Origin of the sequence: Nocardioides ureilyticus, assembly GCF_051280745.1 — a bacterium.
Classification (GTDB): domain Bacteria; phylum Actinomycetota; class Actinomycetes; order Propionibacteriales; family Nocardioidaceae; genus Nocardioides.
Genome location: NZ_JBNCOG010000033.1, coordinates 1 through 14,563 on the forward strand (window position 1 = coordinate 1; position 14,563 = coordinate 14,563).

Consider the following 14,563-nt stretch of genomic DNA (forward strand, 5'->3'; position numbering starts at 1 on the left):
GGGCGGCCGCCCTCACCGGACGGCCGCCCGGCCCGCCACGACCGAGGAACCCGCCATGAGCCTGACCGACGAGACCGCCGTCCTGCCGCCCCTGCCGCCGCTGCCCCCGCTGCCTCCCGGGCCGGCCTCGCCGCTGGCGACGCTCGAGGCCCGCGACCTGACCGCGTGGTTCGGCGACCGCAAGGTGCTCGACCGGGTGTCGCTCACCATGCCCGCCGGCGGCATCACCGCACTGATCGGGCCTTCGGGGTGCGGCAAGTCGACGTTCCTGCGCATCCTCAACCGGATGCACGAGCTGGTGCCCTCCGCCGCACTCGCCGGGGAGGTGCTGCTGGACGGGGAGGACATCTACGACCCGTCGCGCCGGCTCATCGACGCCCGGCGTGCGATCGGCATGGTCTTCCAGAAGCCGAACCCGTTCCCGGCCATGTCGATCCGCGAGAACGTGCTGGCCGGCCTCCGCCTGACCGGCACCCGCGTACCGCGGGCGGCGAAGGAGGAGCTGGTCGAGTCGTGCCTGACCAAGGCGGGCTTGTGGGCGGAGGTGCGTGACCGGCTCGATGCACCGGGTGGCGGCCTGTCCGGTGGCCAGCAGCAGCGACTGTGCATCGCCCGCTCCCTGGCGGTGCGCCCCCGGGTACTGCTCATGGACGAGCCGTGCTCCGCCCTGGACCCCACCTCGACAAGGGTGATCGAGGAGACCATGCTGGACCTGGCTCGGGAGGTCACCATCGTCATCGTCACCCACAACATGCAGCAGGCCGCACGCGTCTCCACGCAGTGCGCCTTCTTCCTGGCAGCCCAGGGCACGCCCGGCGTGATCGTCGAGCACGGCGAGACCACGGCCATGTTCGGCAGCCCGCGGGACCAGCGGACGCACGACTACGTCAACGGCCGGTTCGGGTGACCGGACCGGTCCGCGCGCTGCCGGCACTGCTCGGCTTCCTGCTCGCCCTGGTGCTGCTCGGCGGCGCCGCGTTCTGGGCACAGCAGCAGCTCTTCGACCCCGCAGGCGGTCGGTCCGGACAGCCGCTGGACCAGGCGGCCGGCCGGCCCGCCGCCCCGGCCGTCGGAGCGGCTCCGGTCGGCCCGGCCCCACGACCCGCCGGCCGGATCTCCCGCGGCGCGACCCGCGGCGCCGGCGTACCCGTCGTGGACCCGGCGTGGGCGACGGCCACCGCCTCGGCGGCCGGGATCCCGCAGCCGGCGCTGGTCGCCTACGGGCGCGCGACGCTGATGGCGCCCGAGGGCTGCGGCCTGGGGTGGACCACCCTGGCGGGGATCGGCTGGGTGGAGTCCCACCACGGGACCATCGACGGGCGCACGGTCACCGAGGAGGGCCACTCCTCGCGGCCGATCCTCGGCCCCGCGCTCGACGGCCGCGGGAAGGTGGCCGCGATCCCCGCCACCCCGGAGAGCACGCGCTGGCACGGCAACGCGGACTGGGACCACGCCATGGGGCCGCTGCAGTTCATCCCCTCCACCTGGGAGCGGTGGGCCGCCGACGGGGACGGCGACGGCACCGCCGACCCGCACGACCTCGACGACGCGGCCCTGGCTGCGGCCCGCTACCTCTGCGCCGACGGCCACGACCTCGCCACGGCTGCCGGATGGTCCGCGGCGATCTACTCCTACAACCACGCCCGGGAGTACGTCGCGGCCGTGCACTCCGCCGCGGTGGCCTACTCCCAGCGGACGGGCTGAGTCCTCGACACCCGTCGCCGGCCGGGGCTTGGATGGCGCGATGAGCGACCAGGCGCCCGGCGGCTTCAGCGCCGGCGAGATCACCGAGGCCTATGCCGCCTTCCACGGGCACGTCGAGCGGTTCCGGGCGAGCGGCGACTGGTCCGGCTACGCGGACCTCTTCACCGAGGACGCGACCTACGTCGAGCACGCCTTCGGGACCTTCCACGGCCGGGAGGAGATCCGGGCCTGGTCGGTGCGGACGATGACGAGCTTCCCGGGGAGCGTGATGACGGGCTTCCCGCTGGCCTGGCAGGTGGTCGACGCGCCCACCTCGCGCTTGATCTGCGAGGTCCGCAACCTGATTTCGGACCCGGGCGACGGCTCGCAGCACGAGGAGTCGAACCTGACGTTCATGACCTACGCCGGCGACGGGCTCTTCCGGCGCGAGGAGGACGTCTACAACCCCCTCCGGTTCCTGCGGACCACGCTGCGCTGGGCCGAGGTGGCCCAGGCCCACGGCAACCTCGACGAGGAGGGGCGCGCGTACGTCGCGTCGTACGGCGGCTGAGCGTCGGCGTTCACCTTCCGTTCCGCCGGTGCGGGTACAACCGGGCCGGTGCGTCTGCTCACCGAGCCCCTGGGCTGGTTGTTGGTGGGGGTCGGCGTGGTCCTCTTCCCGCTGCCCGGTCCGGGACTGCTGCTCCTGGCGGCCGGCCTGGTGCTGCTCGCCGAGCAGTACGAGTGGGCGGCGCGTCACCTCCGTGCCGCTCGCGCCGCGGCTCGTGACGGCGCGCTCGGCAGCCCGGTCCGCACGGTGCTCTCCTTCGCGACGACCATCGTCCTCGCCCTCGGCGGCCTGCTGTGGCTGTGGCCGGGGTGGAGCTGGCTGCCCGGGGGCGTGTGGACGGGTGTCGGGCAGCTGGTCTCCGGCCTCGCCGGTCTCGTCGTCCTCCTGCGCGAGCGCCGACGGCGCGACGGCGCGCGCCGCGCTGCCGCCGGCCGGTTGCCGACCTCTGGGATGCTCGGGCCCATGGAGACCGACTCGTGAGGGGTGCCGCTCGTCGGGTGACGCTGGAGGTGGTCGGCTGGGGGCTGGTGCTGGTCGGCGTGGCGGCCCTGGTGCTCCCGGGCCCGGGGCTGCTGATGATCTTCGGCGGGCTCGCGGTGCTCAGCCAGCAGTACGAGTGGGCCGAGCGGCGCCTCGAGCCGGTGAAGTACCGCGCCCTGCGGGGTGCGGCGGAGTCGGTCGAGACCTGGGTGCGGATCGCGATGACCGCGCTGGCCTCGCTGGTGCTGATCGGCTGCGGGGTCTTCTGGTGCTGGGGGCCGCCGCCGCCGGCGTGGTGGCCGCTCGACGAGCGGTGGTGGCTCCCCGGCGGGCTGGCCACCGGGATCACCCAGGTGGTGTCCGGGCTGATCGGCCTGGCGTTGCTCGTCTACAGCTACCGCCGTTTCCACGGGAAGCCGGAGGCGGTCGCCGCCCTCGAGCGGGACTGACCCGAGGCGTCAGCTGCGCCCGGCCGTCGCCGGGCAGAGCACCGGCAGCGGCAGTAGCTCGCAGAGCGTGCCGGGGTCGAGGGGGGACGGGAGGCCGCTGCCGCCGTCGTCGCACGGGTCGGCCGTGGGGCTCGGGCTGGCCGACGGGGTCGTCGAGGGGCTGGTCGGGGGGCTGGTCGAGGGGCTGGCGGACGGGCTGGTCGAGGGCGTGCCCGTGCTCGTCGCGGTGCTCGTCGCGGACGGCGAGCAGGAGGGGCTCGGGGAGCCGCTCGGCGAGGCGGTGCCGGTGCTCGGGGAGGTCGACGGCGAGGCGGTGGCGGAGGCCTCGCAGGCGCGCAGCTCCTCCTCGCGCTGGTCGCGCGTGGACTTCGCCCGCTCGAGGCGCCTCTTCGCCACGGCCTTCTGCGCCTTCTCGCGCTCCAGGCGCTTCTTCGCCTGCTTCTTCTCCCGGCCCTGCTTCGCGTCCCGGTACGCCGCCCGCGCGTCGCGGACGTCGGCCGCCTCCTCGCGGTGGTCGGCCCGGCGCTCCCGCACCCTCTGCTCGGAAGCCTCGGCACGGTTCTGCTCGGTGATGCAGTCGACGGGCGCCGCCGTGGCCGCCGACCCAGCGGAGGCCAAGACGGCAGCGACGCCGGTGAGGGAGCCGACGACCAGGGCCACGGTGGCGACGGCGGTGATCAGCGGGCGGAAGGCGGGGCTGGGCATGAGGGGCTCCTCGAGGGGTCGGGCACTCGAGCATCACAACGACGCGAGGCCGACGAGGTTAGGTGCCGCAGCCACTCGGGCCTGCGCGACGATGTGCCGGACATCACGCGTCGCTAGTGGGTGCGCGCCGGAGGATTTGCGTTCTCCACCCGCTGTAGCCGGGTATCCTTCGGGCATCGGTCCGCATGGTGGGTCTCTCCACCGTCCGGACCGACTCCATGTCCCGTCAGCCCAGCCCGACGCGGTCGCTGCGTCCCTGTTCCGGCGGCCGCGCGGTCGCGTGCGCCTGCCGTCCGAACGGCAGGCGAGGAAGGAAGCAGCAGCTATGCACCTGACACTTGCCGGCGCCGTCGGCCTGGCCGCCACCCTCCTCGCCGTCGGCTACACCGTGCCGCAGTTCCGTCGGCTGCGACGGATGGGCTCGGCCGAGGGGGTCAGCGTGGCGGCCCTCGCCTGCTCGACGGTGAGCGGCGCCGCGTGGACGGCGTACGGCGTGTGGGAGGGCGACCCGTGGATCGCGCTGCCGGCCGCCGTGACCGTGCCGGCGACGGTCGGCGCGCTGGTGCTGGCGTGGCGGCGCGGGGGGTCGCGCGAGCGGCTGTGGCTGCCCGCGGTGTGGACGGCCGTGGTCGCGCTCGCCGGCCTCTCCGTGCCGTGGGCCGGCGCCGGCCTCGTCACCGTGGTGCTCGGTTGCTCGGTCGCACTGCTGGTCACGCCGGCCGCGCTCACCGCCTGGCGCAGCCCCGACGTCTCGGCGGTCGCCGCGTCGGGCTGGGTGATGCTCGTGCTGGATGCTCTGCTCGCCGCGGCGTACGGCGTGCTGGCCGACGTGGAGGCGAACCTGATCTACGCCGCGGTGGCGACCGCCGGCTCGCTGGCCGTGCTCGCCCGGCTCCACCTGCCCCCGCACGTCCACGCCCGGCTGGTCCGGCTCCCCGCCGGGCCGACGGCGGAGGTCTCGCCCGAGGTCCTCGACCTGGTCGCCTGAGCCCGGCTCGGCGCCGCTGTCGGCGCCCCGTGCGATGCTGCGCGCCGTGTCCCTCCACGTCCACACCGCGCCGCGGACCGACGAGCTCGCCGACGCGCTCGGCGAGCTGCTCGCGAGCCCGCTGGAGGACCCGTTCGCGGAGGAGGTCGTCGCGGTGCCCGCCAAGGGCGTGGAGCGGTGGCTCACCCAGCGCCTCTCCCACCGGCTCGGCACCTCGGCCACCGGCGGCGACGGTGTCTGTGCGGGCGTCCGGTTCCTCAGCCCCCGCTCGCTCGTCTCGCTGCTCCTCGACCGGGAACGCGACGACCCCTGGGACCCCGACCGGCTCGCCTGGCCCTTGCTCGCGGTCATCGACGACAGCGTCGACGAGCCGTGGTGCGCCACGCTGGCCGCACACCTCGGCCACGGCCTGGAGGGAGAGGAGGCGCTGCTGCGGCGCAACCGCCGGTGGTCGGTCGCCCGTCGGCTCGCCGGGCTCTACGCGTCGTACGCCGTGCAGCGGCCCAGGCTGGTCACCGACTGGCGCGCCGGCCGGGACACCGACGGCGCCGGCGGGCCGCTCGACCCCGACCTGCTGTGGCAGGCCGAGCTCTGGCGCCGGCTGGTCGAGCGGGTCCCCGAGGACCCGCCGGACGTGCGCCACGAGCGCACGGTCTCGCGGCTGAGCGGCGGGGGAGCGGGTCTCGACCTGCCGGACCGGCTCTCGCTGTTCGGGCACACCCGCCTGCCCGCCACCGAGGTCGAGCTGCTCTCCGCGCTGGCCACCGACCGCGACGTCCACCTGTGGCTGCCGCAGCCCTCACCGGCCCTCTGGCACGACCTCGGGGACGTCGTCGGCGACGGGCCGGTCGACCGGTCGGCCGACCACTCCGCTGACCTCGTCGACCACCCGCTGCTCGCCTCGCTCGGCCGCGACACCCGGGAGCTGCGCCGCACGCTCGCCCCCGCTCTCGCGGCCGGCGCGGTGGAGGTCCCCGCGCCGGGGTCCGCCGCGGTCGGAGGCCCGGACGAGAGCCTCCTCGGCTGGCTGCAGGCCGACCTGCGGGCCAACGCCGCCGCCGACGCGGTCACCCGGTCCGCGCGGCGGCTCGCCGGCGGTGACCGCAGCGTGCAGGTCCACGCCTGCCACGGCGCGGCGCGGCAGGTCGACGTGCTCCGCGAGGTCCTGGTCGGCCTGCTCGAGGACGACCCGACCCTCGAGCCGCGCGACATCCTCGTCATGTGCCCCGACATCGAGTCCTACGCCCCGCTGGTCGCGGCGGGCTTCGGCCTCGCCGACGTGACGCCCGACGAGCAGGGACACCCGGCCCACCGCCTCCGGGTCCGGCTCGCCGACCGGGCCCTCACGTCGACCAACCCGCTGCTCGCGGTCGCCGCGCGCCTGGTCGAGCTGGCGGGCGGCCGGGTGACGGCCAGCGAGGTCCTCGACCTGATGGCCACCGACGTGCTGCGCGCCCGCTTCCGCCTGACCGACGACGACCTCGCCCGGGTGACCCGGTGGGTCGGTCAGGCGGGAGTCCGCTGGGGGCTCGACGCCTCGGGGCGGGCGGGCTTCGCGATGCACGGCTTCGCGCACAACACCTGGCGCTCGGGCCTCGACCGGCTCCTGCTCGGCGTGGTGATGAGCGAGGACGACCACCGCACCCTCGGCCGGGGGCTGCCGCTGGATGACGTGGGCAGCGGCGACATCGACCTGGTCGGCCGCCTCGCCGAGCTGCTGCACCGCCTCGAGGAGTGCCTCCGGGCGCTCGAGGCCGCCGCGGGCGTCACGGAGTGGATGGCCGCGCTGCACGACGGCGTGCGGGCGCTGACCGAGGTGCCGCTCGACGACGCCTGGCAGCTGCCCCAGCTCGAGCGGGAGCTGGCGCGGACGGTCGACGCCGCCGGCACCGGCACCGACGTCACGCTCGGGCTCGCGGACGTGCGGGCCCTGCTGCAGTCGCGGCTCGGGGGCCGGCCCAAGCGGGCCAACTTCCGGACCGGCACCCTCACGGTCTGCACCATGGTGCCGATGCGCTCGGTGCCGCACCGGGTCGTCTGCCTCGTCGGCCTCGACGACGGCGTCGTCCCGCGCTCGTCGTCCCCGGACGGCGACGACGTCCTCTCCCGGCGGCCCCGCACCGGCGAGCGCGACGTGCGCAGCGAGGACCGCCAGCTGCTGCTGGACGCCGTGATGGCCGCGGGCGAGACGCTCGTCGTCACCTACACCGGTGCCAACGAGCACTCCGGCGCGCCCCGTCCGCCCGCCGTCCCCCTGGGCGAGCTGCTCGACGCGCTCGACCGCACGACGGCCGAGCCGGTGCGGGACCGGGTCTGCGTCCGGCACCCGTTGCAGCCCTACGACGCCCGCAACTTCGCCGACGCCGCGCTCGGGGTGCCCGGTCCGTTCAGCTTCGACGCCTCCGCCCGTGCCGGTGCCGAGGCCGCCCTGGGTGAGCGTCGGCCGCGGCCGCCGTTCCTCGCCGCGCCGCTCGTCGAGCGCGACACCGAGGACGTGGCCCTCGACGACCTCCAGGCGTTCCTGCGCCACCCGGTGCGGTCCTTCCTGCGTCGCAGGCTCGACGTGGGCGCCGCCCGGTCCGCCGACGAGGTCAGCGACGCCATCCCGATCGACCTGGACGGGCTCGACCAGTGGACGGTGGGTGACCGGCTGCTGCGCGAGATGCTCGCCGGGCAGGACCCCGCCGCGGTGATGACCGCCGAGCAGCTCCGCGGCTCCCTGCCGCCCGGCCGGCTCGGGATCGACACGCTGACCGACGTCTGCGAGAAGTGCCAGGCGCTGTGGAACCGCACCGTCGACCTGCGCACCGTCGCACCCCGCAGCGTGGACGTCGACGTCCCGCTCGGCGACGGCCGCCGGCTCACCGGCACGGTGGTCGGCGTGCACGGGACCCGGCTGGTCACGCTCACCTTCTCGAAGCTGAAGGCCAAGCACCGGCTGCCCGCGTGGGTGGACCTGCTCGCGCTCAGCGCGGGGCACCCCGACGAGCACTGGACCTCGCACGCCGTCGGACGCGACCGCGCCGGGCCCAAGCGGGCCCTGGCCGGGCCCCTCGACCACCGTGCCGTCGACCGCCTGCGGGAGCTGGTCGGACTGATGGACCTCGGTCACACCCGGCCCCTGCCGCTGCCGGTCGCCACCGCGCACGCGTGGGCCGAGGCACGGGCGCTGGAGCTGATGGGCAACGACCGCTCCCCCGAGCAGGCCGCCGCACGCGAGTGGGAGACCGACCCGCACTCGAGCTGGGGCATCGACCGCGAGGACGCCGACCCCGCGCACGTGCGGGTGTGGGGCGAGCGAGCGCCGCTGTCGGTGCTCCTCGAGGCCGGCCTGCCGACGTACGCGTGGCTGGTCTGGGAGCCGCTCCTCACCGGCGCGGAGAGGGTGGCCGCGCTGTGAGCCCCGCCCCGTTCGCCATCACCGATCCCCTGCCGACCGGCACCACGCTGCTGGAGGCCAGCGCCGGGACCGGCAAGACCTGGACCATCGGCGCGCTGGTGACGCGGTTCGTGGCCGAGGGGCACTGCCGGCTGGAGCAGATGCTGGTCGTCACCTTCGGCCGGGCCGCCAGCCAGGAGCTGCGGGAACGGGTGCGCGGCCAGCTCGTCGAGGCCGAGCGCGCGCTGGGCGGCGACCCGGCCCTCGCGCCGGCCACGTCGTCGGCCCTCCTCGACCTGCTGCTCGACTGCGACGAGCGCGAGCGGGGGCTGCGCCACCGCCGGGTGGTCGACGCGCTCGCCGGCTTCGACGGGGCCACGATCGCCACCACCCACCAGTTCTGCAGCATGGTGCTGGACTCCCTCGGGGTCGCCGGCGACACGGACTCCCGCGCCCGCCTGGTGGAGGACCTCGACGACGTCCTCACCGAGGTCGTCGACGACCTCTACCTCCGCGCGTTCGCCTTCGCCGACGGCGCGCCCGCCTTCAGCCGCGCCGAGGCCATGTCGATCGCCCGGACCGTCGTCGGGGACCCGCAGGCCCGGCTCGAGCCGGCCGATGAGGACCGCACCACCCCCGCCGGCCGCCGGGTCGCCTTCGCCCGCACGGTCCGCGCCGAGATGGATCGCCGCAAGCGCCGCCTCGGCGTGCTGTCCTACGACGACCTGCTCTCCCAGCTCGCCGGCGCCCTCGAGCACCCCGACGCGCCTGCGCGCGCCCGGATGCGGCAGCGCTGGCAGGTCGTCCTGGTCGACGAGTTCCAGGACACCGACCCCGTCCAGTGGCAGGTCCTCGACCGGGCGTTCACCGGCCACGCGACGATGGTCCTCATCGGGGACCCGAAGCAGGCCATCTACGCCTTCCGCGGCGGCGACGTCACGACGTACCTCCGGGCCGCGGCGACGGCGACCACCCGCAAGACGCTGCCGGTCAACTGGCGCAGCGACGAGCACCTCGTCTCCTCGATGCAGACGGTGCTGCGCGGGGCGGAGCTCGGCGACCCGCGGATCGTGGTCCACGACGTCACCCACCAGCACGACGGCAGCCGGCTGGCCGGCGCGCCGAGCGTGGCGCCGTTCCGGCTGCGGGTGCTGACCCGCGACCAGTTCCGCCGCCGCGGCACCTCGCCGCTGTTCGTCAACCAGACCCGCCCGCACATCGCGCGGGACCTCGCCCTCGACGTCCGACGGCTGCTGGCCTCGGGGGCGACGTACGACGGGCGGCCGCTCGAGCCGAGGGACGTCGCGGTCATCAGCTACCGCCACGCCGACCTGGCGGCGTGCCGCGAGGCGCTGCACGAGGCCGGCGTGCCGGCCGTCATCGCGGGCGGTGGCAGCGTCTTCGCGACGCCCGCGGCGGCGGAGTGGCTGGAGCTGCTGGAGGGCCTCGAGCAGCCGCACCGCAGCACTCGGGTGCGGACCGCGGCGCTCACCTGCTTCGTCGGCTGCAGTGCCGCCGAGCTCGACGAGGGCGGCGACCGCCTCACCGACGAGGTCGCCGACACCCTCCGGTCGTGGGCCGAGGTGCTCACCCGGCGCGGCGTCGCGGCCGTCCTGGAGGCCGCCACGGTCGCCGGCCTCCCCTCCCGGGTCCTGGCCGAGGTCGGTGGCGAGCGCCGCCTCACCGACCTGCGGCACATCGGCGAGGCGCTGCACGAGGTGGCCCTCACCGAGCGGCTCGGCCTCGTCGCGATGCTCAGCTGGCTGCGCGGCCAGGTGGCCGCGGCGCACGAGGGGCGCGGTACGGAGCGCACCCGCCGGCTCGACTCCGACGCCGCCGCCGTGCAGCTGGTGACGATCCATGCGAGCAAGGGCCTGGAGTACCCGGTCGTCTACCTCCCCGCGCTCGCCGACCGGAACGTGCCCAAGCCGTCGATCCCGCTCTTCCACGACGCCGAGGGCCGGCGTTGCCTGGCGGTGGGCGGACCCGGTGGCGCGGACTGGGACGACCACGTCCGCCGCTGGTCGGAGGAGGAGGCGGGCGAGTGGCTCCGGCTCCTCTACGTCGCGCTGACCCGCGCGCAGTCGCAGGTCGTCGCCTGGTGGGCGCCGACCCGGAACACCCCCTGCTCGCCGCTGCACCGGATGGTGCTCGGGCGCCGGCCCGGCATGGCCGGAGTGCCGGCGGAGTTCGCCAACCGCAGCGACGAGGAGGCCGCCGAGTTCCTCGCCCGGTGGCAAGCCGCCGGGGGGCCCACCGTGGAGCCGGCCGTCCACGCCGACCCCGGCGACGACCCGGCCCGGCCGCCGGTGCCCGCCCTCGGGCTGCGCCGTGCCACCCGTGAGGTCGACGTCGCGTGGCGGCGGACGTCGTACTCCGCGCTGACCCGGGTCGACGCCGTCGCGGCGGCCACCGACGGCAACGTCGCGAGCGAGCCCGAGGGGTCCGCCAAGGAGGACGAGCCCGCGACCGCGGTGCCCGCGCCGGCCGGCGGCGAGGCCTCCGTCCCGTCACCGATGGCGGCGCTGCCGGTGGGGGCCACCTTCGGCTCCCTGGTGCACGCGGCGCTCGAGCATGCCGACCCCGAGGCCGCCGACCTGCGGGCCGAGCTGCTCGGGCACGTCCGCGAGCAGCTGGTCCGGTGGCCGGTCGCCCTCGACCCCGAGGAGCTCGCCGAGGCGCTGGTCGCGGTCTGCGACTCGCCCCTGGGCAGCCTGGCCCCCACGACCCTGCGGCAGGTCCCGCTGCGTGACCGGCTGCGGGAGATGGACTTCGAGCTGCCCCTGGCAGGGGGCGACCTGGCCGGGACCGGCGGCGCGCGCGACGTACGCCTGGGCGACCTCGCGCCCCTGCTCCGCCGGCACCTGCCCGAGGGCGACCCGGTGCGGGGGTACGCCGACGCCCTCGGCCAGCCCGCGCTCGGCGACCAGCCGTTGCGCGGGTACCTCACCGGCTCCGTCGACGTGGTGCTCCGGCTCCGCGACGAGGAGCGGCGGCCGCGCTACGTCGTCGTCGACTACAAGACCAACTGGCTGGGACCGGTCGACCAGCCGCTCACCGCCCACGCCTACCGGCCCGACGCGCTCGACGCCGCGATGGGCCACTCCGACTACCCGCTGCAGGCGCTGCTGTACGCCGCCGTGCTCCACCGCTTCCTGCGCTGGCGGCAGCCCGGATACGACCCGGAGGTCCACCTCGGCGGGGTGCTCTACCTCTACCTGCGCGGGATGTGCGGCCCCGCGACGCCGCTGGTGGCGGGAGAGCCGTGCGGCATCTTCGCGTGGCGGCCACCGGTGAGCCTGGTCGAGGCCCTCTCCGCGCTGCTGGACGGCCGGGTCGAGGAAGGTGTCCGGGGATGACCGAGCTCTTCGAACCGGTCGGCGACCACGACCACCGCCTGGTCGCCGGAGCCGACGGCCTGCTCGGCGTGCTCAACCGCGCCGGGCTGCTGGAGGCGGCCGACCTCCACGTCGCCACCCGGGTCGCCGACCTCGCCGGAGAGACCGACGACGAGGTGGTGCTGGCGCTGGCGCTCGCCGTGCGCGCCGTACGCCACGGGTCGGTGTGCGTCGACCTCGCCGGTGTGCCGCTGGCAGCCCCCGACCTCGACGTCGCCTGGCCCGACCCCGACGCGTGGCTCGCCGCCGTCGCCGGGTCCCGCCTCGCCGCGGAGGGCGCGGTCCGCGTCGAGCACCGGCTGGTCTACCTCGACCGCTACCACCGCCTCGAGCAGCAGGTCTGCGACGACCTGGTCGCGCGCTCCGCCCAGCCGCCGCCACCGGTCGACGAGGGGGCGCTCGAGCGCGCGCTCGCCCGGCTCGACGACGGCCGCCTCGGCCCGCAGCAGCGCTCGGCTGCGGTCCGCAGCGCGCGCCAGTGGACGACCGTGCTGACCGGTGGCCCCGGCACCGGCAAGACGACGACGGTCGCGCGCATCCTCGCCGTTGCGGCCGACCAGGCCGCCGCCCGCGGCGAGCGGCTCTCGATCGCGCTGAGCGCCCCGACCGGCAAGGCCGCGGCCCGCCTGCAGGAGGCGGTGGAGGGCGAGCTGGCGCGGATGCCGGCCGAGGACCGGGAGCGCGTGGGCAGGGTCGACGCGATGACGCTGCACCGGCTGCTGGGGTGGCGCCCGGACAACGCCACCCGGTTCCGGCACGACCGCACCAACCGGCTCAAGTACGACGTCGTCGTGGTCGACGAGTCCTCGATGGTGGAGCTGACGATGATGGCGCGGCTGCTGGAGGCGGTGCGTCCGCAGACCCGGCTGCTGCTCGTGGGGGACCCGCGCCAGCTCACCTCCGTGGGCGCCGGCGCGGTGCTCGCCGACCTCGTCGCCGGCCACGACGGGGACCCGGCCTCGCCGGTCGTGTCCCTCACCCAGAACTACCGCTCCCGCGAGGACATCAAGACCCTCGCCGAGGCGCTGCGCAGCGGGGACGCCGACGACGTGCTCGCGGCTCTGCGTGCGGAGTCCGGCGAGGTGTCGTTCGTGGAGACCGACGACCCGGCGACGGTGCTGCGGGAGGACCTGGTCGGCACCGCGCTGGCGGTGCGCCGCGCCGCGGAGCGCGGCGACGCACCGGCGGCGGTGAGCCGCCTCGACGAGCACCGGCTGCTCTGCGCCCACCGGGAGGGACCCTTCGGCGTGCGGGTGTGGAACCGCCGGGTCGAGCAGTGGCTCGCCGAGGAGCTGGTGGCCTCCGGGGGCAGCGACCTGCACCAGCAGTGGTACGTCGGGCGGCCGCTGCTGGTGACCACCAACGACCACGCGCTCGGTGTCTACAACGGCGAGACCGGCGTCGTCGTGCTCGGGGAGGACGGTCGGGTGCGGACCTGGATCGCCGGCTCGGGCGGTCTGCGGGACTTCGCCCCCGGGCGGCTCGACGCGGTCGAGACGATGCACGCCCTGACGATCCACAAGAGCCAGGGCAGCCAGGCCCGACGGGTCACCGTCCTGCTGCCCGAGGAGGGCTCGCGGCTGCTGACCCGGGAGCTGTTCTACACGGCGGTGACCCGCGCTCAGGACCACGTCCGCGTGGTCGGCTCGGAGGCGGCCGTCCGGGCGGCGGTGGCCACCCACGCCCAGCGCGCGACGGGGCTGCGGCAGCGCCTCCGGGCCGCGCGGGGGGATGTGCCCTAGGGTCGAGGAATGCCCTTCCTGCTGCGTGTGGAGCTGCCCGACGTACCGGGCTCCCTGGGTCGGCTGGCCAGCGCGATCGGCGAGGCGGGCGGCGACATCGAGGCGATCGAGATCATCGAGAAGCGCCACGACGGCACGGTCCTCGACGACGTGCTGCTCGAGATGCTGCCCGGCGCGATGCCCGACTCGGTGGTCTCCGCCTGCAACCAGCTCGAGGGCTTCCGGGTGCTCTGGATCAGCCGCTACGCCGCGGCCGGCGGGCTCGTCCTCGACCTCGAGGCCGTCGAGGAGCTGACCGCCCAGCCCAGCCGGGCGCTCGACCGGCTCGTCGACCTGCTGCCGGTGACCTTCCGCGCCGACTGGGCCGTGCGGGTCCACCGCGTCTCCGGGGTCGTGCACCGGACCGAGGCGGCGCCGGACGACTTCCCGTTCGTGGAGATCGAGCAGCCCGCACGCCTCGACGTCGACGGCGACGACGTCACCATCCACGCCGCCGCCCGGCTCGACGGCAACGCGGTCGTCGTGATCGGCCGGCGCGGCGGCCCCGAGTTCGTGGACTCCGAGGTGGCGCGGCTCGGCCACCTCGTCGGTCTGGCCCAGTCCATCGCCCGGGTCGGTTGAGGTGACCACCCCGCCGGCCGGCGTGCGGCTGGCGGCGGTCAGTTCTCGACGCGCTCGAGCAGGAAGACCGGGATCTCCCGGTCGGTCTTCTCCTGGTACTCCGCGTACGGCGCGTACTGCGCCACCGAGCGCTCCCACCACTCGGCACGCTCCTCGCCGGTGACCACCCGGGCGCGGTAGAGCGCCGGCTCGGGACCGTCCTGGAGCTGCACGACGGGGTGCGCGAGGAAGTTGTGGTACCAGGTCGGGTGCTCGGGCGCACCGCCCTTGGACGCCACCGCGGCGTACACGCCGTCCTTCTCCACGCGCATGACCGGGTTCTTGCGGAGCCGGCCGCTCCGGGCACCGCGGGAGGTGATGACCACGATCGGCCACTCGGGCCGGCCCAGCAGCAGATGTCCCTCGCGGCCGCCGGTCGCCTCGTAGGTCGCGACCTGGTCGCGCACCCACTGCTCCGGGCTGGGCTCGTACTCGCCGTCGAGGAGGTCCTGGTGTGTCATGCCGGTCCCAACCGCCCGACGCCGGCTCCTGTTCCGCTCGGGCCGCC

Annotated in this window: 12 protein-coding genes; 10 read left to right on the plus strand and 2 right to left on the minus strand. The window is 75.7% G+C overall.

Annotated elements, in window-relative coordinates; genetic code table 11:
- The first annotated feature begins 55 nt into the window (after positions 1 to 55).
- From ACSMHG_RS15970 to ACSMHG_RS15990, 5 genes are read left to right on the plus strand one after another with little or no spacing between them, the layout of a single operon-like run.
- A complete protein-coding gene (locus ACSMHG_RS15970; RefSeq protein WP_435746883.1) occupies positions 56 to 907 on the plus strand; it encodes a phosphate ABC transporter ATP-binding protein in 852 nt (283 codons plus the stop codon).
- Positions 904 to 1,704, plus strand: coding sequence for a lytic murein transglycosylase (locus ACSMHG_RS15975; RefSeq protein WP_435746885.1), 801 nt, complete (start codon positions 904 to 906; stop codon positions 1,702 to 1,704). Before ACSMHG_RS15970 ends, ACSMHG_RS15975 begins: the two co-directional genes overlap by 4 nt.
- Before the next feature lie 40 nt (positions 1,705 to 1,744).
- The gene (locus tag ACSMHG_RS15980; RefSeq protein ID WP_435746887.1) at positions 1,745 to 2,254 is read left to right on the plus strand and encodes a nuclear transport factor 2 family protein; all 510 of its coding nucleotides are present in this window, start codon (positions 1,745 to 1,747) and stop codon (positions 2,252 to 2,254) included.
- 48 nt (positions 2,255 to 2,302) lie between these two features.
- The gene (locus ACSMHG_RS15985) at positions 2,303 to 2,734 is read left to right on the plus strand and encodes a PGPGW domain-containing protein (protein ID WP_435746888.1); all 432 of its coding nucleotides are present in this window, start codon (positions 2,303 to 2,305) and stop codon (positions 2,732 to 2,734) included.
- 17 nt (positions 2,735 to 2,751) lie between these two features.
- A complete protein-coding gene (locus ACSMHG_RS15990) occupies positions 2,752 to 3,183 on the plus strand; it encodes a PGPGW domain-containing protein (RefSeq protein WP_435746890.1) in 432 nt (143 codons plus the stop codon).
- A 9-nt stretch (positions 3,184 to 3,192) separates the two neighbouring features.
- Here ACSMHG_RS15990 and ACSMHG_RS15995 read toward each other — a convergent pair whose 3' ends face one another.
- A complete protein-coding gene (locus ACSMHG_RS15995; RefSeq protein WP_435746892.1) occupies positions 3,193 to 3,888 on the minus strand; it encodes a hypothetical protein in 696 nt (231 codons plus the stop codon).
- Positions 3,889 to 4,213: 325 nt separating this feature from the next.
- Between ACSMHG_RS15995 and ACSMHG_RS16000 the strand changes: the two genes are divergently transcribed.
- The 5 genes from ACSMHG_RS16000 to ACSMHG_RS16020 are packed head-to-tail and all read left to right on the plus strand — an operon-like array spanning position 4,214 to position 14,016.
- Positions 4,214 to 4,876, plus strand: a complete 663-nt coding sequence (locus ACSMHG_RS16000; protein WP_435746894.1) for a SemiSWEET family transporter — start codon at positions 4,214 to 4,216, stop codon at positions 4,874 to 4,876.
- Between the two features lie 46 nt (positions 4,877 to 4,922).
- The gene (recC, locus tag ACSMHG_RS16005) at positions 4,923 to 8,276 is read left to right on the plus strand and encodes an exodeoxyribonuclease V subunit gamma (RefSeq protein WP_435746896.1); all 3,354 of its coding nucleotides are present in this window, start codon (positions 4,923 to 4,925) and stop codon (positions 8,274 to 8,276) included.
- The gene (locus ACSMHG_RS16010) at positions 8,273 to 11,614 is read left to right on the plus strand and encodes a UvrD-helicase domain-containing protein (RefSeq protein WP_435746898.1); all 3,342 of its coding nucleotides are present in this window, start codon (positions 8,273 to 8,275) and stop codon (positions 11,612 to 11,614) included. The genes recC and ACSMHG_RS16010 overlap by 4 nt, the downstream gene beginning before the upstream one ends.
- The gene (recD, locus tag ACSMHG_RS16015) at positions 11,611 to 13,395 is read left to right on the plus strand and encodes an exodeoxyribonuclease V subunit alpha (protein ID WP_435746900.1); all 1,785 of its coding nucleotides are present in this window, start codon (positions 11,611 to 11,613) and stop codon (positions 13,393 to 13,395) included. The genes ACSMHG_RS16010 and recD overlap by 4 nt, the downstream gene beginning before the upstream one ends.
- 9 nt (positions 13,396 to 13,404) lie before the next feature.
- Positions 13,405 to 14,016, plus strand: a complete 612-nt coding sequence (locus ACSMHG_RS16020) for an ACT domain-containing protein (RefSeq protein WP_435746902.1) — start codon at positions 13,405 to 13,407, stop codon at positions 14,014 to 14,016.
- A 38-nt stretch (positions 14,017 to 14,054) separates the two neighbouring features.
- Here the strand turns inward: ACSMHG_RS16020 and ACSMHG_RS16025 are convergent, their stop codons facing one another.
- Positions 14,055 to 14,516: a nitroreductase family deazaflavin-dependent oxidoreductase gene (locus tag ACSMHG_RS16025; RefSeq protein WP_435746904.1), complete on the minus strand. Its 462-nt coding sequence runs from the start codon at positions 14,514 to 14,516 to the stop codon at positions 14,055 to 14,057.
- Positions 14,517 to 14,563 lie beyond the last annotated feature (47 nt).